Source organism: Marinobacterium sp. BA1, assembly GCF_041155135.1.
Lineage (GTDB): Bacteria > Pseudomonadota > Gammaproteobacteria > Pseudomonadales > Balneatricaceae > Marinobacterium > Marinobacterium iners.
The window spans coordinates 1-17,783 of the sequence record NZ_BAAFHC010000002.1; the positions used below are offsets into that span (position 1 = coordinate 1).

Here is a 17,783-nt window from a genome sequence, read left to right on the forward strand (position 1 = left end):
TAGTTACCAGCGCCTGTATGGCTATGCGGATATTATCGTAATGCTCCCCAAAGAGTTTCTGGACGAGCAGCTTGATATCATCGCATCAGACGATGATATGTTCCGTGCTACCCGTTCGGATTCCTCACCAACGCTGTCTTAATACCCGACTGCCGGAGGTGGTGAGCCGGCAGACTCAATTCACAAAACAAGGATCACAACATGAGTTCCCAGAAAACGGATACACGCAACCTCGTTGCTAAACATGCCCGCACCTACAATACGGCTGCGCGCTTCGAAGATCGCAAGAAAGCCCTTAAGCGGGGCAAAGTTAAGCACAAGGGCACCATCCCTTATCAAGATGCAGTCGTTTCCGCTGCGGCTTGATAAGGGATGGTTCATTACTCACCCAGGGCGTGAATTTGATACTCGGGAGGCTTGATCGATGAAACTCCTTGACGCACTTCAGATGGTCGCAGGTTCTGAGTACGAAATGGCGGTTAACCATACCGGCGGCGGGTGGTTCGACGGCGCCTGCTGGCATCTGGCAGCCGCGGTGCATGAAGTGATGCGCTTGACCGGTCGAGAGGCTGAACTTTGCCACGTCTCGCGCAATGAGTGCTCGCCGGATCATGCTATCGTTCGATTCCGCGATCCAGGTTTCTCAAAAGCGCTTTATATTGATGCGGACGGCATACAAACGCAGCGCCAGATGCTCGAAAAGATGCGCTCTGAAGGCGGCTCACAGGGCCCTTGGACGATTTACTCAGATCATCGCTGGCTCACCCCTGAGGTAGAACAATCGCCGCTGACAGAGCGCCTGAAGCAGGCGCTGTATGAAAAGCTCAATCTCACGTTCTACCATGTGACTCCAGTGGAGAATGTTCCGTCGATTTTGGAGCACGGCCTTGTGCCCACCATTGGCCCCCGATCGGAGGAACTTGGCGAGCCGCATTCAACCACGTTTGCTTTTGTTGATCGGCAGGCTTGCGAAACAGCACTAGGGTCTTGGCTCGGGGACGAATTCGAGGATGTCCCCGAAGACGGGCTGGCAATCCTGCAAATCAAATCCGATATCAGGCCTTCATCCAGTGATGCTGGCTATGAAGTGCTGTTCACCCAGCCGGTTCCAGCGGAGTGCTTTCAGGTCTTGGGCGAGGACTTTAGGCCTCTACCTGAGTACGCGCAGGCGCTGACTGTTGATCCTTTGGCCGCTGGCGTTGCGCATAATCAGGAAGCTGCGCTAAGATAAAGGGACGACTCACCCGTGTACGCAGCGATTCAGTTCGCTGGCCGTTACGGGCGACCAGGCCTGCAGTAGTCGGCCTGGTCAAACTCCACACCCCTCCCAATTTAAAGGTATTTGCTGCATCCGATTCTGAGGACGCACGCACAATGCGACAGGCATCGCCCTTTGCGGGTGTACTAAGGAGTGCACGCCATGACGCATAAAGAGCACGAGCATTTGATCCGTACCGCTTGCAGCTCAGAAGACGCTTGGAGGATCACACGCAACCTCCTCATAATTGTAAGCATCGCATTCGTCACCCTCGGGGCGATAATCAACCACCACAATGCCAAGCTCATCCATCAGCATACTTTCAATTAAACGCGCCTGCTTTTTAAAGGTTTCCAGCGGCCCATCACTCGACCTTTCCAAATGCACCACAAGGTGATCATTCGAGGAGAAGGCGAAACCCAACCTCATAAAACCCTCCTCATGCAAATCGACTAGGCGATCATGCAGCAGGTCGGAGTTAGCTTCATCCAGGCTATATTTGAATTCAAATAGCCACGGTTGAGCGATTACTGTGAATTCGCCAATGTGCAGCTTCTTGCGCAGCCTACGTGATTTGTTATCGATTCGATCTCGCTTAATCATCGTGATCCCCACTTAATGTTTACCACCAAGGCTCAATCTTGATGATATCACCTTCATCCAAAGCGGCCTCATTCGATTCAAAAAAAGCTTCAAAACGACCGAGATTTGCCATGCACCAAGCTTCAAGCTCCTCAACTGTTAAGCGTGGCGAATAAATAGCCCCAGGGCCTGCCTCAAGCTCACCGATCATCTCGGTACCATCACCAAAGTCACGGCATGCCGCATTGGTATAATCCATCACGGCAATCGTTGCCTCGCGGTTTTTCCACGCATCACCCACTGCCACAACTATCGAATCATTGGCTGCTTGGCAAAGGCGAGCCGGCAAATGCACCCGACCATTTTTGACCTCAGGTTGGCCGGTAACTTCCAAAAGCTGGCCTTGGTAAAAAATCAGGTCCTTTTCAGTGAGGTCCTTTACGCCTACTTGGTGCCACCGGTCGTGGCAAAATCGCTTCACACTCAATGGTTTCATTTTGGTTCTCCAAAAGAATGGGGGTGCCAACCTGTTATGTTTAGCGGGCACCCCCCGATCACTATTTCACTCTGCTTCGTCCTCAACTCCTGAAGCCTGATCCAGCGCCACCATAACCTCTTTCACCTTTCCGTTCCTCATCAGGTAGCTACCGGCTGCGCTGCGGCCCACCAAGGGCACGTCTGCGCCCGCGACACGGTTAATGAATCATCGAAGGGGTTCAATTCACATGTTTAATGTGCTGCTTGACACCCCTTTCGGCTTGGCGCCTGTACCACTTTCTCGAAGCGAATCGAGCCTAAAGCGTTTCATGATCCAACCTGCCTGCACTTCCGGAAGCCCCGCTTGATCCGCATACGACTTCCATTTTGAAACGCATTGCAGAACTTCGTCTATTATCTCTCCTGCCTTTTTAATTCCTGCAACACGCGCCGCGGCTAACAAATCTTCTCGCGTGAAATTGTCACGCTTTCCGTTGCATCGCATTTGATGCTGCTCGATAAACGGGTTGCCCTTTTTATACGAGAAGCATAGGTCTTGACATCCACCCCTCCCTTCATCGCTAACGCGTTTCAGGAAGAGGATTCCCGCTTGTCACCCAGCGGGCTTTCCTCGTTCAACACGCCTTCACTAGGCACGGCAGTCGCTAGACGGCCCGTGCCCCCGCTCCAGTCGCTCCAGAGGCTAACACGGCAAGCCCTGCCGCTTTAATATTGATCGCTGCCGCAATGTCCCGGTCATGCAACGTGCCGCAAGAGGGACACGTCCATGACCGGACTGATAGAGGCAGTTTGTCGTTGATATACCCGCAGCCCTTAGTCGGACAGCGTTTGGAGCTGGGAAACCAGCGGTCGATCTGGACAACTGATCGACCGGCCCACTCACCTTTGTACAACAGCTGGCGGACAAACTCACCCCAGTTGGCGTCGGCTATCGCCTTCGCCAACTGGGGTGCTTGATCATGTTCTTCACAGCTAATGATTCAACGCACACAACTTGGTTTTCGTTAATGAGTGTGCGGGTCGCCTTGTGGGTGGCGTCCCTCCGGCAGTCTGCGATTTTGGCGTGCAGGCGGGCTACCCGTAACCGTGCTTTGGCGCGGTTACGGGAGCCTTTCACCTTTTTCGCCAGCTGGCGCTGAAGGTAGGCCAGTTTCGCAGCGTACTTTTTCGTGTACTTGGGATTGCCGGATTTGAACCCGTCACTGGTGATGAACAGGTCGTTCAGGCCCAAGTCCACGCCGGTTGTCTTGGCGACAACCGGTAGGGTTTGGGCTTCGACCTCGCACAAACAGGACACAAAATAGCGGTCGGCGCGGTCTTTGGAAATCGTGATGGAACTGGGGGCGCACGGCAGTGCCTGTGACCAGCGCACGGCCAGTGGCTCCTTACTCTTGGCAATGAATAGCTGGTCATCGCGGTAACTGAAGGCCGAGCTGGCGTAGGTGGCCGACTGTCGGCGGTTTTTCTTCTTGAAGGTCGGGTAGTTCGCCCGACCTTCAAAGAAGTTCTTGAACGCCGTTTGCTGGTGCCGAAGCGATTGTTGCAGCGGTACGCTGCTGACGTCACTCAGCCAGTCGAACTCTTTTTTCAACGCGGTCAGCCTGGCGCTGGCCGCGTTGTAGTTGATGCTTTCACAGTCTTCATAGAAGGCGTCGGTACGCCACTTGAGAATCGAATTGTACACGAACCGCACACACCCGAACGTCTGCGCCAGCAGCGCAGCCTGTTCCGGTGTGGGATAGAAGCGGTATTTGAATGCACGTTTCGATTTCATACTTACAAATATAGAATCTATTTTGTAAGACATTCAAGTGGTTTATACAAGCGTCTTTCAGACGCTGCGCTTATATCCCCTCCCTTCCCCCTCCGGGCGTCAGGAAGGGGTTTTACGCGCTATTTTGATAATGACTTGAATACGCATTATCAATTCCTATTCCTACGTCCACGGTAGAGCGGTGCAGCTGAAACCTTGGAAGCCTTCCGCTTACGCACTCGCTGCCTCGCTGAAAGTGGTTTATCAGATTCTTCGGCCTCCAGCGGAACAGCAGGTTTCACAACGGGTGCTATCAGTTGATCCACTACTCCCCATTCGTGCAATGCTGCCAGCACACTTAGCAAGGTGTCGGATTTAACAGGTTTGCCTGCCCACAGACGTGACAGCGTCGCCCTGCCAACACCTGAGGCCAGCTCGAGCTCTTCATTTGTTTTGCCTTGCAGAATTCGCAGTTGGTTGAGCCTTTCGCCCATCGCGACAAGCTGTTGTGAGACGGGAGCCCAGCGGGTTGTGTTATTCATAACGCATCGCCTATTTGTCTTTAATGGCATTATAGCACCATTCCGCATCATGCGTGATTTGATAAAATAGGCTTGATTTTGCTTTGCAGTATAGGTGGTCTTTTGGCCAGGGCTACTGACGCCTTAGGTACTTGATCGTTCCTTCAGCCTATCGGCGTCCGGATCGTGCTAACACATGCCGTATACCTTCGATCACCAGCTCACGCATGGTCGTACCCTCACAGGCGGCCTGCACCTTTAGGGCTGCGTGAATATCACGCGGGATCTCGAAGCGACACGATTTAAGTTGTTCCTCCTCATTCTGGGACGATTTGGGTTCTTTCCAGGCCTTTGGCATAAACACCTCCTGCAGTGTTTGCCCAGAGACCTTTCGCCGGAGGGACGAATGGCCCCCGGGCGTCGATAGTACACAGGCTTGACGCCTGCATACGCAGTATATCAGGTGATCGTACAGCAGGTGGGGCAAACGGAGTCTAACCCCGCAGGGTACGGTGCAGGCATTGAACAGCTCTCTGCCAAAGAGTGGGTGGCGCCGGTCTAACACTGACCCATTGCCGCGTGGTGTTCTCAATATATTCCAACGAGAAATCATCCCTTATACGTGCCAGGAAGGGCGTCAGCAGCATACATTCACGGCAGAGCCCTATAGCTTCAATAGTGATCACTGTCGGAATTGGTTGCGTGACAGTTCCGCGGAATTCGATCACGGGGATTCGGGATTCACATCTAAAGCACTCACCATGAAATTCCTGCATGAGAGCCCCATTGGGAAAGGCCAAGGGGAAGGCATCCATAACGGGCGAGTGATTTTCCCAGAATGTTAAGGCCTCATGTTTCGTTTTGGGTTTCGCCATAGCCGTCAACCTGTGTTTGACCAGATATACTGTGATCGGACCAACGAAGAAAGCGTCATCACAGCTTTTTCGGTATTGTTAAACCTCCCTCGCCGTGTCTGAACGCGCTGTTCATACAAGGCCGACACAACAGCAGCGCGTGCTGGCGTTGATATATGATCGCCCGTTTGTGCGAGTACATGATCGATATCTTCCATACAGCTCATCAACACCCCGATGTCGAGACACGGGATAACCGCTGTCGTTGGAGCCTCAACGGTGGTGTATGCTGGATGGCGCAGCTGCGATGGATCGAGCCCAATCAGGCGCGCAAGTACGGGTAGCCGCTCTGGACGGGGCAAGCTATCACCTGATAACCATTTCCGGAAGCAGGTGGTGCTCAAGCGTTCACCCGTTTCATTTCGCCAGGTAGACCGGAACCAGTTGATTTGACGCCGTCGTGGAATTCCCAATTCGTCCAATCGAGATTGGAGGCGTGTGGCGAATTCATCGCGCGCCGCCACAGAACTAGCCGTCATCGCTCAATTCATCTTTGGGACTGGTTTCCAATCATGCGCTTCGCGTTGTGAAAGAGGATCATCAGGTTCGGTTTGCGCACCTGCACGCTCGATGTGCTCATGACTCAGGGTCAAAAGACGATCCAGGTCCTGCTTCAGCTTTACCGCAGTCTGCAGGTGCATGGTAGCCAACTCGCTCAAGAAGGGTTCATCACGGACCCGGCATAGCTCGTGGATATCGTTGCACACCCTATCCATGCCCTGAGCGGCCTTGGTGAGGTTTTCCAAATCCTGTGCTTTCATCATGTATCTCCAGATCAATGTTTGATGTTAGTTAGCCTGGCCCTGGCTCGGCCTGCTGTTCATTGTTCAGTACCCGCAACGGGTCCTCATCGCCCTTCTCGCTTGCTGCAAACACTCGACCTGTATCTGACAAGCTCTCGCGAATAAAGGGATCCACGACATCATAGGTACCATGACCTACACGCATTAAAAAATTTTCATCCAGCAATGTGTTAAGCGCTTGTTGAACTTCCTCAACACTGAATACGTGGGCATCAAATCTAGCCTATTTTTTGCCGCCTTGGATCAAAGCGAAATTAGCACGTCTTGATTGAGCACGGCTATCTGTGTCATGCGTTAATTCGACAAAACGAGTGATGGTATCCCCATTCTTGTCAATTATCACGAAATGTCCAATGTACAGACGCTGCTCTATATCCAAATTTTCGAAATGCTCAAGAGTGTTACTTGGCATCAGGCATCGGTACCCATCTTTTTCCAATTTATCAATAGCATCGCGTTCAAGTCTACTCCGGCGCCGAGCATTTAACCAACTAGCTAATGATTGTGTGAACAGATAAATAAGTACCATGATGATCATACCCATGATCACCCCTGAACGAAAAAGGATATCCTCGATTATCTCTGCTATTGCCACCATGCATTCCTACTTGAAGGTTGCGTTTAATGATACAAATGCATCGCGCATTGCCGTGAAAAATTTTCGCTGCTCGTTTAACTCCTCATTCGTCTCAGGCTTAACCCAGTGCCGACCTGTTGTTACCTTGCAACGTGAACAACAGACCTCAACGACTTGGAGCTTGCCGCTATCAAGATTGTGTTCTTCTGAAAGCCGCCATGCATGGCCTTTAAATAGGCACTTCAACCGTTTCATCAGTAGGCAGCCTTATCGATAATGAGTTGGCGATCAGCATTTTCCTGAACCCCAGGCGTTGTGTAATACAATTCGTTATAGAACACACACGGATCCGGCATTATATTGAACAGGTGTTCAATTGCTTCCTCGGGAAGCCCTCTAATCTCCGTGTATAAGCGGCATGCCTCTTCCCATGCTGAGAGGTAATCACGTCGATCGGGTGATATTCGAAACAGTTTTTGACCGGACTTGCCAGACTTACGCAAACACACAACAAAACACGGAGTCACATATGCCCGGAGCGTGGCCCTCATTTTTCGCTCTACTCGCAGCTGCGCCCAAAGGCCCGGCACATCCTCAATCGAATTCCATCGTGTGAAATTGAGCTGCTTGTCCGCCGCTACTGACTCGGCTTTTTGGCGCCAATGCCGGTTGCAGCTTTCCGCCAAGCGCTTGGCTTCTTGGGGACTGTAGTCATTAAGCGAGAACCATTTTTGCGCATATTGGTCCTCACTCCCCAGTGTAGTGACCGCGCGATAGCCAACGAAGCCAGAGCCTAGCGCGCCTTTGGGGTAAAAGATGACAGCCATCGTTTTATCCCGCCAGATGCAGCGCAATCCACGCGCCTGGCGCCACGCCAAGAAGCATCTGCATTACATACATCCCCAGCCCCAGCGCGCCTCCAAATATGCCTGCAGCAAATACCCGGTCAGCTTCTGTTCCACGCATTGCTGAGAGGTAATTGAGTTGTGCCACTTTAATTTGCACGTTGATATCCGCATCGGGTGGTGTAACCATCGTGTCAATATGGGAAGGGTAGCGCAGTTTGCATATTGTATACCATAGCGCAATACCCAACAGTGTGATCAACCCAATCAACGGCATGTCGCTTAGACTCGCACTGATTGGCTGAATAGCCAATAGCACTTTCTCCAATGTGAAATCGGTGGGTTTTATATAGATCTGGTAGTGCGTCCATCCCTGGTAAGCAGCGAGAGCAGCATATCCAATCAGGGCTGGAAGCCAGAATGCGCGGCTGTTATTTTTTCGAGCTGACATGTCACATCCTCTTTTAATCATGCCACCATGAGCTATATAATATATAACCCAATATAGCTAAATCTACAAGTAGCGTCAACATTCCCCGGGGTGTTGAGAAGGGCTTTTATGCTAGGGTCTTTTAGACTTAACATCCCGTGACTCTTTTAATTTGCAAATATGCCCCACCCATTGATCCAGCTCGCGTAAGCGCTTGATTAACCGACTGAGATTGGATTGTGCGACACCGTGCTTACGTGCAAGCTCGGACTGTGGCGTTCCCAGCACCAGGTGCTCAAGCGCGGCTGTTCGAATACCCGTACCCGATCGAACAGACGGCGTTTTGAGGTGGTTTAGAAGCGCTTCAAAGTATTCAATATCCCGTTGTTTCTGACTCACGCCGTTTTATCCCAAAAGTACCACCGAGAATCAGGTAGTGCTGCCAGATGTCGGCTCTGATACCGCTCATGCCCTTTTACCGTCACATCCCCTGTATATGTGATCAGCCCCGACTCAGCACACCGTTCAAGATAGAACCGGTGGCCGCCCAGGCTTCCAAAGTGCCACCCTGACTCGCCCTCTTCAATGATACCCTTCAGGATCGCATCGAAGATCCGCTCATCGATAACCACTTGAGCGGTCATTCAAACCACTCCGGATGACGCTGCCTGTCCTGCGCCATCAGATCGAGGGAGGTCTTTTGCAGTGCCTCAACCGGAAGCACAGTACCCGTGTAATTGATGGGTGAAGGCCTCACCCAGCCATTATCACGCGTGCCATAGATGTTGATAAGGGCATGCAGTCGCTGACCCTGTTCAGCCTGCACCTTCCAGAGAGCGTACGATTGAGTCTGGGTAATGTAGAGCCACAGCGCCATGGCCAGGAGATTCTCGGCGTCCTGAGACACAGGGCCACCACTCTTGGCTGTTTCCTGGACGACCAGTGTTTGTTCAGAGATCAAAAAGGCCAGCTCCTCGATTGCAATCTCAGGACCGCGAAACTTTTCGGCCAGCTCGCTGTTCACTGTGATGATACGCACGTCATGTGTCCGATAGTCTACCAAGTAAAACACGTTGGCATCAAAGGAATTGCCTGAGTGATAGTGATCAAGATTCCAACCATTGGTATTTAGGTGCGCTTTCGAAATCTCAAAGTCAACGTCAATCTGTTCGTGATCAGCCATTTGATTCCAGTGCCTTTGCGATTGCGGGATATTGAGCGGAAAGTGAAGAGTATGCTTCCGTATTTTTTGCCCTATTTGCACGCGCGTCTTCCAATTCCAACTCTAAAGTCTGGATCCTGTCCGCGTCACACTTTATTGCGCACGCCAAATCCTCGAGAGCCCATTTGATGACCTCATCCTTGCTGGATGAAAAGGTATTGTCGTACATCATCTGACCATCATGCGTGCAGTTAGGCCAACCGTATTCTGCACAAAGGAATTCTTTTATTCGGCCGTCGTCAAACGTATAAACAGGCAGCGACGTACTGAACACATCGGGCTCGGCGATCAACGTTGCGAGTTTGGCTGGATCGGCGTTCATCTCTGTCTGGTAGCGATTCAAATCCTCATTGCTACCCGAGTATCGCTTAAGAAACTCACCTGTTTCGGATAACACGATTATATCGTGTATGTAACCCGATCCGATGCATATCCCTTTGCCAGGCACCACCTGAACGTGATGGCCGATTTTGTAGTGATCCTTGATATTTTTCCAACCCATAACATCAGTCCCGTAACGTTGGTTGAATATCCACTATCTCGGCCTTGACCAACATATCCTTAAGCCATTGATAGCCTTCGTTTTCATCGTCTGCACAATGCATTTCGACCCCTTCTGCATTCATCAACGTCAGTGATGCGCAGCCAAAATCCGTTGGAAGGCCTTCATAAGCCTCTTCAACCGCCGCTGAAAAGACATCCAGACCCGTTAGATTACCATCCACATGGTGAACTGTTTTTTTGGAGTAATCCCATATTTGGAAAGTGAGCTCCACCGTCTGGGTAGCGGTTCGTCCACATAACGTAAGGTTTGGATCATAATTCATAGCTACCTCAACTTTTAATAGGTATTTCACCATCGCCGGGGCGAAAGGATAAACACAATACGGCGCATCAATTTTGGATTACCGCCAAACTTTACCATCCCGTATAATATCTATGCATAGAGAATGCATACATGAGCCTTTGATAATAAATCCAAGTTCATTATCTGAGAGCATGGGTACAGAATTGCTCACCACATATGTCCCGTCAAATGCGCGTGTGGGGTCGCGTTCAAAGATGAAACTTCCTTCGGAGTAGTCAACCTTGAACGCGGTTGACAATGATGACAGCCCCCTTCCCCATCGAACCGGAACCGGTGTTACACGTGCTTTACCCGATTTCATTTCCCGAATGACTTTTCGACAGCGCCCTTTAAAAACTCTCGCTGGCTGAAAAACCAAGATGGTCGTAAAATAACTGATCAAAATTAGGATTGGCAGATAAATGAAAATTACCATTATTGTATTCATATGAAATTCACCGCTTCCAGTGGTTCACGCATCAGTCGGTAGACGGCGTAGCCGCAGAAGGCACTACTTACAACCACGCTAACCCCGCCGATAAAACCTGAGTCCATGCTGGCGAATACAAACGCAGCCATTGGAAAAAAGGCGAAGAACACGCCAAGCCCTGTTATGCCCTCAAAGTCCATCGTAGCAAGCCATGCCGCTGCGGATGCACTCATCACGCAAGCGCCCACTACGGAGCCTGATAGTGGCTCCCAGCCCGCCGAATCTCGGAAATAGACCATAACGACGCCGAATAGGAGACTCAGCGTGGCGAGCACTCGAATTGTGATCAGTCTGATATGTATTTTGTTGCTCTTCATTGAAAAGGTCCTTTTTCAGAGTGTTACGACTTAACAAGATTATCGACATATACTTCCCGGCAAGCGGCATCGATGGCAGCGGCCCGTTCCGCCTCTTCCTGGCGCTTGGCTCGGGATACCCAGTGTGCCCGCATGGCCTCGACCTCGCCCCGCGTGAACACGCGACCTTCTTCCTGCACCCAGCCCCGGTACTGACGGATGGTGTCGTCTTCTAGCCACTCCTTAATCTCCAGGCAAACTGCGCGATCGGTGTCTGAATGGGCTGCAAGCGCGGCTTGGGCCTGATCTATACGGTCTCGCTGCTTGCCAAACCATGCGATGAAAGCAACAGCAGCACCAACAGCAGCACCAACAGCAGCAGTGAAATCCGACCACGGGAGCCAGCCCCAATAAGCATTACCGGCGCTGCTGGCCACCAGCACAGCAGCGACCAGAGCTGCCAGTATCCATCCTTGAGCGCGAAGTCGGCGCTCACAGGCCGCGATCTCAGCTGTCAGCGCCTCGCGTTTCTGTTCCAGTTCCACTGCAGGCAGTGGCTTTTGGGTGATATCGAACGGTGTATCCATGGTCGCAGTCTCCTTGTAGTTTAGCCTGATTCTAGTTCCCCTTGGGAACAACTCCAAGCCTTTTAGCAATCAATTCACGGGCCTTGTTCGGTGTAAGCTGGTTGAAGGTCTCAATGTGGGCCTCTATGTAAGGGGGCAGCTTGCGCACCTCTGACAGGTACTCGCTTGCCTTCGACTTCTGGATGCGAAGGACCTTGGCAGCCTCTACAGGCAGTAAATTCCACCGCTTTATAAAATCTTCGAGGGGGTTCATTATGTTCTTGTCATCCATTTGAAATTCATTTACCAACTCGTTTTGGAATCGGCTGCGTTTCGCTCTGTATCTGATGCATCAGCTGGAGTCGCCTTCGCTTGGCCCGTTCTTTGCGCAGCTCTTCAGTCAGACGTGCTGATTGGTTATCAGCCTTGCTAGCGCGGCCTTCAGCTTCTCTCAAACGCTTATTGAGGGATTCCACATCACCCACACGGGTTAGCAGCCGCACCAGAACAAAGTGCTCCTTCATGATGTCCCGGTCATCGAATGCCATTTGTTTCAAGAGCGTTTTACGATCATGGTAATGCCGCGTGGTGACAGGCCCTGCAATCGGACGTATACCGCCTCGCTTGGTCACGTAAAGCAACCCCCATTGCTCGGGAAGCTCTTCAGGCTGGATAAGGCCCTCTGGGCACATGAAGTAACGCCACCGGCCTACCCCATTAACTTCGCCAGACCGGTGAGGTTTTTTGCGGTCGGCCAGAAAATCGGCTCGTGAGGTTTTGACCTCAACCACAACCGAGCCATCGTCATACTGGCCCTGCGCCCTGAATCCGATCGCATCAGGTATTTCGCCAACCCATCCGGTCGGTACTTCTGACATCGCAATCTGGCACCCATGCCCATCACGGCTCTGGGGCCGCTTCAGCCAGTCCACCGCAAGGTCACACAACGCGGAGTGCGTATATTCAGTGGCTCTTTTACGTGTTTGCATGCACCTTCATCCTATGCGGAAGCATTACCATCCGATTGGCCGACCCTGAGCCTCTGCTCCACTCGTCAAGATCCATGCGTCTGATCATCGCAGAAAGCGTCATATAGCATCCCGGCGGACCGCCGTGGCGGCAGTACCTCCACGCCTTCGGGTAGTCGTCAGGCGGATACACTTTCAATGCCAGCTCATAAAAGGACAGCGGCCCATTACTCAGCGCCTGGATGATACGATCACGGGTTTTAACGGCCATATCTACACTCCTTACTTACCATGCCAGATATAAGCCGGTCTGACGGCGCAGATGGCATAGTCATTCGTTCCAACAAAGCCCCAATCCTCGCAGTACACCTGCCAGCCTAAAGAGTTGCTGCCATCGTGATTGTGATTTTCACACATGCGCCCCGGCGGCACGGCTTTTGCCTTATCTGTCTTAAGCCATTCCATTACCATTTCAGTTACGGCTGGTGCACCCACCCGACTCAAGAAGGGGGTGCCGGCCTTGTCCAACCAACACAGGACAAGGCCACGCTCTGGGTCGACAACCCATGAGGCGAAGCCACTTTTATTCGCTTGCACGAGCGCCAAATCCAGCGTGCGTTCAAGCATCTGTCTGCCTTTACCGTTGATATTGAAAATTCGATTATCCATAGCTGAGTCCTTTTTAATTCAGAGCAAGACTGTAGCGTCCAGACGAGACCTTATGAAAATGTGTTTGCAACACCTTTCGGATTTGTGCACGCCAATGCGTATTCTCAGTCGGCTTCCGTCCTTCAACAATGCGGTATATTTCGCTTAAATCGCCTTCCCCACCCAAGTCAACCAACGCCTCTTCAACGACCCGTGGCCATAACGGGGCGCTATCCTGAGAGATAAAAATCTGACGGTATTTTTCAGGTAAACAATTGACCGCATTGACCTCTTCATAAAACATGAATCCCACCAACGTCCGGGCGTCATCTTTTATGAATCGTGCCCACACCAGCGGTTGCTTCAGTTGCGTGAAGATATTGCGCGGAATACTCGCAGACGATATGGACCACTTTTTGGCGTAACGGCACACCCTATTGGCCGTTTGCCATGTGTAGGCCGGTAGTATCAATGCTACCTGGCCCTCATGACGTAGAAGCTCCCAGCTCCGCTCAAGCAAATCATCAACAAAGTCCATACAAAAGGGTGGATTCCCAATAACGAGGTCCACTTCACCTGGCAACTCCACTGTCCGGAAATCACCTTGGATCACCCGATGGGGTGTCGCGGCTTTAGCGCGCGCAGCCAGTACAGGATCAATCTCAACGCCAATGGCTGATACATGAGAAGGGATCGCTTGAAGAAAGGAGCCGGTACCGCACGTTGGCTCTACAACACAATGTTCACGCCCCAACCAGCCGTACTCTCTTCGGATGATGAGATCGGAAAACCAACGAGGCGTGAATACCTGACCTCGCGATACATCTCCGCTGGTTTCAATGCATACTGCGCTATTTTCCAGCACACCATTGAGTGTCATTTGCATGATGGATTCCTCACGCATTATTGCGTGTCATGGATACCTGCTCGCTGCTCCGCCGTATGGGGAGTGCCGCCAAGCGCCATTCGGTTATACAGGTCGTGAATTTCAGACTCGCTCCAAAGAGCGGCGCGATAATGGGCGAATTTAATGTTCATGAATCGACACATATCACGATGATCAAGCTCGGACCAATAGAGATCGAACACGGTAAACTGGTCATCCCAATACTGCTCAAGCGCAGTGAGTCGTTGCTGACCATCGATCACACAACCCGAGAAAGGCAAAGCTTTGCCAGAATCGTCCCAGTCTTCTTCGTGAAGAGTGTAGGTTCCCAGCGGCAGCCCCAACCACGCACTTTCAATGAAGGCGACTTGCTGCGCACGGGACCAGACCAAGGGGCGCTGAAATTGTGGTACAGGCCAGCCACAGGCAAAGCGCTCAGAGGATGTCGATGTGTCAATCTGTTCCTGCTGAGTTTTATATTTCCGCAGTTGATAATTGAGGATATCCAGTGTGCTTTCGAAATACCGTCCATGATCAATTGGCTGGGGAATGCTTTTAAGTGCTCGCATCATGGGCCTCACTGTCGCACACGAATAATTTTGTGCCATCAGACAGGGTTTTCCAAGCTCCATCCCTGAATTCTGCACACATTGGATATTGACCTGATAGCATTGGATCTGAGCCTTTCCGGACAACAGCCACCCATCGGTTAGGGGAGCGCAATTCATCAATTTCTTTTTGCAGCGCTTTTATTTCAGCTATAGCACGACTTGCTGTTTGACCTGCTGCAAATTCCGATCCCCACGCCCATTCCAAAGCACGTAATTCCTTCAGGATATCAGAGCATTTATGCATTTGCGCACTCCTCCAGATTTTCTTCACGCCTTTCGAAAAAGTCACATTTAGAACACTGAAACATGCCGGGCCATTTAATACCAAAAGGCTGCATATCATGGTCACCCTCCTGGCAATGAACACTGTAGCTGTAGATTATCGAAGTGGTGAATTTGAACTCATAGCCACATTTATTGCACACTTGTTTGTGATCGCTATCCTCATCGTAGCCATAACCATCATCATGGTTTATATTCTGGTCAGCTTGACACGACGGGCATTTAACATCGCTCATTTTATTCTCCATTACTTTAATGGGCTCTTCGACTATTGCCGATATGCAATCCTTCAGTTGCGAGAATATCCGCATAACCTGTGTAAAGGTTTTTAAGGACCTCATCCTGTTTCAATGCCATGTATACCCATACAGAGAGTGATCCTGGGATTGAAAGCGCCACTGTTAAAACTGCGTAATTCAGGCCAACAGCAGAAACAATAAGAAAATCAAATAAACCAATACAGACAATAGCCACCACACCTGCTGCATAGGCACTTCTACTGCCGTCAATTGCTGCTGAAGAAACAATATAAGAAGCCCCTGTGGCTATGTAAATAGTGGTCATTACAAGAGCACCGCTAATTATAAAGTCCTTCCAACTCAACCATTCACAATAGTGGTTTCCTGCAACGGACAAGATCAATGACAGACCAAGCCCACAAATTACCAAATAAATACAACAGCGCTGATAGCGCTCGATTGATTCTATTTGTGAAATGACTGCGTCGTGATCTTGATCCATCTTCTAATAACCTCTGTTTATTAAGCATCGTTATCAGTCCAATTTATTACCAATGAGCAACGATCTGACCGACAGCATTATGGCAATAGAACCAAACCCAATCGCAAATGCCGACGAAGGACTGCCTGGCATCACGATCAAAATGAGCAGCGTCACAAGCAATCCAACCAAAATAAGCATTGACGCTATTACGCGCTCCAAAGCATCGTGCGTATCCATGTGCTCCAATTGGCCCCAAACCGGGGATTTAAGCCATCTCATTATGCACATAATGCGGAACCTCTTGGCATGATCATCAAAGGTCGGGTGTTGCGATTTCACTAATGGTAAGTTCGATACCAATAGAGGACCCGTCTAAATCACTTCTGAACGAACGCACAAAGCAGGCTGAAGGTATTTTGGTTTTTTCTGAAATAGCAGTTTCAATTTGGGCTTCGAGCACCCTCAGCGGGGATTGCTTAAGAATATCCGCCAGTGATTGAAAGCCAGGAGTGGCCATATTGCTTTCAGTTTCTACCTTGCGCCCAATGCAACCAAAACCATCGGTAATCATCATGGGTGGCATGCCATAGGCCACCCAGTTCAGGTTGACGCCCACAGGCTTACACATATTGGCGAGAACCATAAATGTTGGCTGGCTCTCATCTCGCATGTAACGCGAAAGCATATCGGGTGAAACACCAGCGGCGGCTGCGCACTCTTTCCGACTCGGAAAGAGATCTACTACTGATTTAATTCTTTCTGCTACTGCTATGCTCATGCTTAATCCCTACCGCGGCTTCACGATTGAATCAGATTATCGACGTAAACTTCCCGGCAAGCCGCATCAATGGCGGCAGCCCGTTCACCCTCTTCTTGGTGCTTGGCTCGGGACTTACAGTGTGATCGCATCGCCTCAACTTCGCCCAGCGTGAACACGCGACCTTCAGCTTGCACCCAGTCCCGGTACTGGCGAATATCGTCGTCTTCAAGCCAGTCCTTGATCCCCAGACACGCTTCGCGGTCAATGTCTGAAAGGGCTGCAAGCGCGGCTTTGGTCTGTGCTATTTTAACTATTTGGGTTCCACTGATGATTAGCGATGCACAACCAGCAGCCATAACAAGAGGCATAACGGTAAAAATCACAATGAACGCAAACTGAGACCACGCGAGCCAGCCCCAGTGCGCGTTACCGGCACCGGTGCCGACGTACAGCAATAAAACCAGAGCAGCTATCGTCCAGATCGTGAGTCGCATCTGGCGCTCCCGGGCCACGATCTCTGTCGTCAGTGCTTCACGTTTTTGCTCCAATTCCGCCAAAGACAGCGGCTTTTGGGTGATATCGAACGGTGTATCCATGGTCGTGTACTTCCTGCGGAATGTGATGTTGCTTCATAATAGTTCCCTATGGGACTTTTGCAAGTGTTTTGGCTTACCCTGCTGACCCTAATCGAAATTGCGAGCAGCGGATTCAAGCCTTGCTCGCTCATCTGCAGGTAACAACAACGATTCCAGAAAGCGCCTGAGGAGTCGCGCTTGAAACTGTCGACGAGTTGAGTCCACATCAGGTCCGTCGAATAGCTCATGCTGCTCTGAAGGGAGTAGCCGCATCATGTGCTCCGCCATGGCCAACACGCGCGCATGCGATCGCTGGCACTCGTCTTCAACCAGCTCAATTCGCGCCTGGAGCGAATCATTAAGCGCTTCCAGCTCCAGCACATGATTGGAAAGCTGTTCGTTCACTTGTCGCTCACTTTCCAACACGATGCTTCGTACTGCTCGATCCTCTAGATCCACTTCATCAAGCGTCCGTCGTAGCAGCGACATCTGGCGCTCTTTCATCCGTGCGACCTGTTGCAGCGCCTTAAATTGCTTAAGCAACGCAGGCCTGTCCGCTGCAGGCAAAGCATCGAGGTACCCGCCGTCCGCATCAGCGCGCCAGTATGGAACGGCGTCTGCAGGATCCATTCCCTCGCCCGGTGCAGGCTCAGTTGACCACGCTAAACCATCCCCGGCGTGCACCAGGTAAATCTGTTCAGGGATTTCCATTGCACAATCCTCATGCA

At 51.1% G+C, this 17,783-nt stretch carries 30 protein-coding genes and 1 pseudogene; 3 read left to right on the forward strand and 28 right to left on the reverse strand.

The annotated features are described in order from the left end of the window. Positions 1–201 precede the first annotated feature (201 nt). On the forward strand, positions 202–366 hold the full coding sequence (locus ACAM29_RS19120; RefSeq protein ID WP_369625164.1) for a hypothetical protein: 165 nt from the start codon (positions 202–204) through the stop codon (positions 364–366). A 58-nt stretch (positions 367–424) separates the two neighbouring features. Beyond that, positions 425–1,231 (forward strand): hypothetical protein, encoded by an 807-nt coding sequence (locus ACAM29_RS19125; RefSeq protein ID WP_369625165.1) that lies wholly within the window; start codon positions 425–427, stop codon positions 1,229–1,231. 234 nt (positions 1,232–1,465) lie between these two features. Here the strand turns inward: ACAM29_RS19125 and ACAM29_RS19130 are convergent, their stop codons facing one another. The 5 genes and pseudogenes from ACAM29_RS19130 to ACAM29_RS19150 all read right to left on the reverse strand — a co-directional run bounded on the left by ACAM29_RS19130 (position 1,466) and on the right by ACAM29_RS19150 (position 4,970). Next, complete coding sequence (locus tag ACAM29_RS19130; RefSeq protein WP_369625166.1) at positions 1,466–1,861, reverse strand: hypothetical protein; 396 nt, start codon at positions 1,859–1,861, stop codon at positions 1,466–1,468. Positions 1,862–1,880: 19 nt separating this feature from the next. Then, positions 1,881–2,336 (reverse strand): hypothetical protein, encoded by a 456-nt coding sequence (locus tag ACAM29_RS19135; protein ID WP_369625167.1) that lies wholly within the window; start codon positions 2,334–2,336, stop codon positions 1,881–1,883. A 646-nt stretch (positions 2,337–2,982) separates the two neighbouring features. Continuing rightward, positions 2,983–4,112: pseudogene (locus ACAM29_RS19140) on the reverse strand (RNA-guided endonuclease InsQ/TnpB family protein). Positions 4,113–4,261: 149 nt separating this feature from the next. After that, positions 4,262–4,633: a helix-turn-helix domain-containing protein gene (locus ACAM29_RS19145; RefSeq protein ID WP_369625168.1), complete on the reverse strand. Its 372-nt coding sequence runs from the start codon at positions 4,631–4,633 to the stop codon at positions 4,262–4,264. A 148-nt stretch (positions 4,634–4,781) separates the two neighbouring features. Further along, complete coding sequence (locus tag ACAM29_RS19150) at positions 4,782–4,970, reverse strand: hypothetical protein (protein ID WP_369625169.1); 189 nt, start codon at positions 4,968–4,970, stop codon at positions 4,782–4,784. Positions 4,971–5,642: 672 nt separating this feature from the next. Between ACAM29_RS19150 and ACAM29_RS19155 the strand changes: the two genes are divergently transcribed. Continuing rightward, complete coding sequence (locus ACAM29_RS19155; protein WP_369625170.1) at positions 5,643–5,810, forward strand: hypothetical protein; 168 nt, start codon at positions 5,643–5,645, stop codon at positions 5,808–5,810. A 198-nt stretch (positions 5,811–6,008) separates the two neighbouring features. Here ACAM29_RS19155 and ACAM29_RS19160 read toward each other — a convergent pair whose 3' ends face one another. The 23 genes from ACAM29_RS19160 to ACAM29_RS19270 all read right to left on the reverse strand — a co-directional run bounded on the left by ACAM29_RS19160 (position 6,009) and on the right by ACAM29_RS19270 (position 17,766). Beyond that, entirely contained in the window at positions 6,009–6,287 is a 279-nt protein-coding gene (locus tag ACAM29_RS19160) for a hypothetical protein (protein ID WP_369625171.1), read from the reverse strand. Positions 6,288–6,318: 31 nt separating this feature from the next. Continuing rightward, positions 6,319–6,474, reverse strand: a complete 156-nt coding sequence (locus ACAM29_RS19165) for a hypothetical protein (protein WP_369625172.1) — start codon at positions 6,472–6,474, stop codon at positions 6,319–6,321. A 78-nt stretch (positions 6,475–6,552) separates the two neighbouring features. Beyond that, entirely contained in the window at positions 6,553–6,873 is a 321-nt protein-coding gene (locus ACAM29_RS19170; RefSeq protein WP_369625173.1) for a hypothetical protein, read from the reverse strand. 287 nt (positions 6,874–7,160) lie between these two features. After that, a complete protein-coding gene (locus ACAM29_RS19175; protein ID WP_369625174.1) occupies positions 7,161–7,733 on the reverse strand; it encodes a hypothetical protein in 573 nt (190 codons plus the stop codon). Between the two features lie 4 nt (positions 7,734–7,737). Continuing rightward, positions 7,738–8,202 (reverse strand): hypothetical protein, encoded by a 465-nt coding sequence (locus ACAM29_RS19180; RefSeq protein ID WP_369625175.1) that lies wholly within the window; start codon positions 8,200–8,202, stop codon positions 7,738–7,740. Positions 8,203–8,576: 374 nt separating this feature from the next. After that, on the reverse strand, positions 8,577–8,825 hold the full coding sequence (locus ACAM29_RS19185) for a hypothetical protein (protein ID WP_369625176.1): 249 nt from the start codon (positions 8,823–8,825) through the stop codon (positions 8,577–8,579). Further along, positions 8,822–9,364 (reverse strand): hypothetical protein, encoded by a 543-nt coding sequence (locus ACAM29_RS19190; RefSeq protein WP_369625177.1) that lies wholly within the window; start codon positions 9,362–9,364, stop codon positions 8,822–8,824. Before ACAM29_RS19190 ends, ACAM29_RS19185 begins: the two co-directional genes overlap by 4 nt. Further along, the gene (locus tag ACAM29_RS19195; protein ID WP_369625178.1) at positions 9,357–9,905 is read right to left on the reverse strand and encodes a hypothetical protein; all 549 of its coding nucleotides are present in this window, start codon (positions 9,903–9,905) and stop codon (positions 9,357–9,359) included. Before ACAM29_RS19195 ends, ACAM29_RS19190 begins: the two co-directional genes overlap by 8 nt. A 4-nt stretch (positions 9,906–9,909) precedes the next feature. Then, positions 9,910–10,230, reverse strand: coding sequence for a DUF5406 family protein (locus tag ACAM29_RS19200; protein WP_369625179.1), 321 nt, complete (start codon positions 10,228–10,230; stop codon positions 9,910–9,912). Between the two features lie 464 nt (positions 10,231–10,694). After that, positions 10,695–11,057 carry a hypothetical protein gene (locus ACAM29_RS19205; RefSeq protein WP_369625180.1) on the reverse strand — a complete coding sequence of 121 codons (363 nt, stop codon included), beginning with the start codon at positions 11,055–11,057 and terminating at the stop codon, positions 10,695–10,697. A gap of 23 nt (positions 11,058–11,080) precedes the next feature. Further along, on the reverse strand, positions 11,081–11,623 hold the full coding sequence (locus ACAM29_RS19210; protein ID WP_369625181.1) for a hypothetical protein: 543 nt from the start codon (positions 11,621–11,623) through the stop codon (positions 11,081–11,083). A gap of 31 nt (positions 11,624–11,654) precedes the next feature. After that, complete coding sequence (locus ACAM29_RS19215; protein WP_369625182.1) at positions 11,655–11,894, reverse strand: hypothetical protein; 240 nt, start codon at positions 11,892–11,894, stop codon at positions 11,655–11,657. A 7-nt stretch (positions 11,895–11,901) separates the two neighbouring features. Next, positions 11,902–12,591, reverse strand: a complete 690-nt coding sequence (locus ACAM29_RS19220; RefSeq protein ID WP_369625183.1) for an adenylosuccinate synthase — start codon at positions 12,589–12,591, stop codon at positions 11,902–11,904. Continuing rightward, complete coding sequence (locus ACAM29_RS19225) at positions 12,578–12,841, reverse strand: hypothetical protein (protein ID WP_369625184.1); 264 nt, start codon at positions 12,839–12,841, stop codon at positions 12,578–12,580. The genes ACAM29_RS19220 and ACAM29_RS19225 overlap by 14 nt, the downstream gene beginning before the upstream one ends. 11 nt (positions 12,842–12,852) lie before the next feature. Next, positions 12,853–13,239, reverse strand: coding sequence for a hypothetical protein (locus tag ACAM29_RS19230; protein ID WP_369625185.1), 387 nt, complete (start codon positions 13,237–13,239; stop codon positions 12,853–12,855). A 13-nt stretch (positions 13,240–13,252) separates the two neighbouring features. After that, positions 13,253–14,104, reverse strand: coding sequence for a trans-aconitate 2-methyltransferase (locus ACAM29_RS19235; protein WP_369625186.1), 852 nt, complete (start codon positions 14,102–14,104; stop codon positions 13,253–13,255). A 17-nt stretch (positions 14,105–14,121) separates the two neighbouring features. After that, on the reverse strand, positions 14,122–14,676 hold the full coding sequence (locus tag ACAM29_RS19240) for a DUF262 domain-containing protein (protein WP_369625187.1): 555 nt from the start codon (positions 14,674–14,676) through the stop codon (positions 14,122–14,124). After that, on the reverse strand, positions 14,660–15,058 hold the full coding sequence (locus ACAM29_RS19245) for a hypothetical protein (protein WP_369625188.1): 399 nt from the start codon (positions 15,056–15,058) through the stop codon (positions 14,660–14,662). Before ACAM29_RS19245 ends, ACAM29_RS19240 begins: the two co-directional genes overlap by 17 nt. Before the next feature lie 191 nt (positions 15,059–15,249). Continuing rightward, positions 15,250–15,738: a hypothetical protein gene (locus ACAM29_RS19250; RefSeq protein ID WP_369625189.1), complete on the reverse strand. Its 489-nt coding sequence runs from the start codon at positions 15,736–15,738 to the stop codon at positions 15,250–15,252. 33 nt (positions 15,739–15,771) lie between these two features. Then, positions 15,772–15,957 (reverse strand): hypothetical protein, encoded by a 186-nt coding sequence (locus ACAM29_RS19255; protein ID WP_369625190.1) that lies wholly within the window; start codon positions 15,955–15,957, stop codon positions 15,772–15,774. Between the two features lie 76 nt (positions 15,958–16,033). Continuing rightward, the gene (locus ACAM29_RS19260; RefSeq protein WP_369625191.1) at positions 16,034–16,498 is read right to left on the reverse strand and encodes a helix-turn-helix domain-containing protein; all 465 of its coding nucleotides are present in this window, start codon (positions 16,496–16,498) and stop codon (positions 16,034–16,036) included. A 20-nt stretch (positions 16,499–16,518) separates the two neighbouring features. Then, on the reverse strand, positions 16,519–17,076 hold the full coding sequence (locus tag ACAM29_RS19265; protein ID WP_369625192.1) for a hypothetical protein: 558 nt from the start codon (positions 17,074–17,076) through the stop codon (positions 16,519–16,521). Positions 17,077–17,163: 87 nt separating this feature from the next. Continuing rightward, positions 17,164–17,766, reverse strand: coding sequence for a hypothetical protein (locus ACAM29_RS19270; protein WP_369625193.1), 603 nt, complete (start codon positions 17,764–17,766; stop codon positions 17,164–17,166). Between the last annotated feature and the right edge of the window lie 17 nt (positions 17,767–17,783).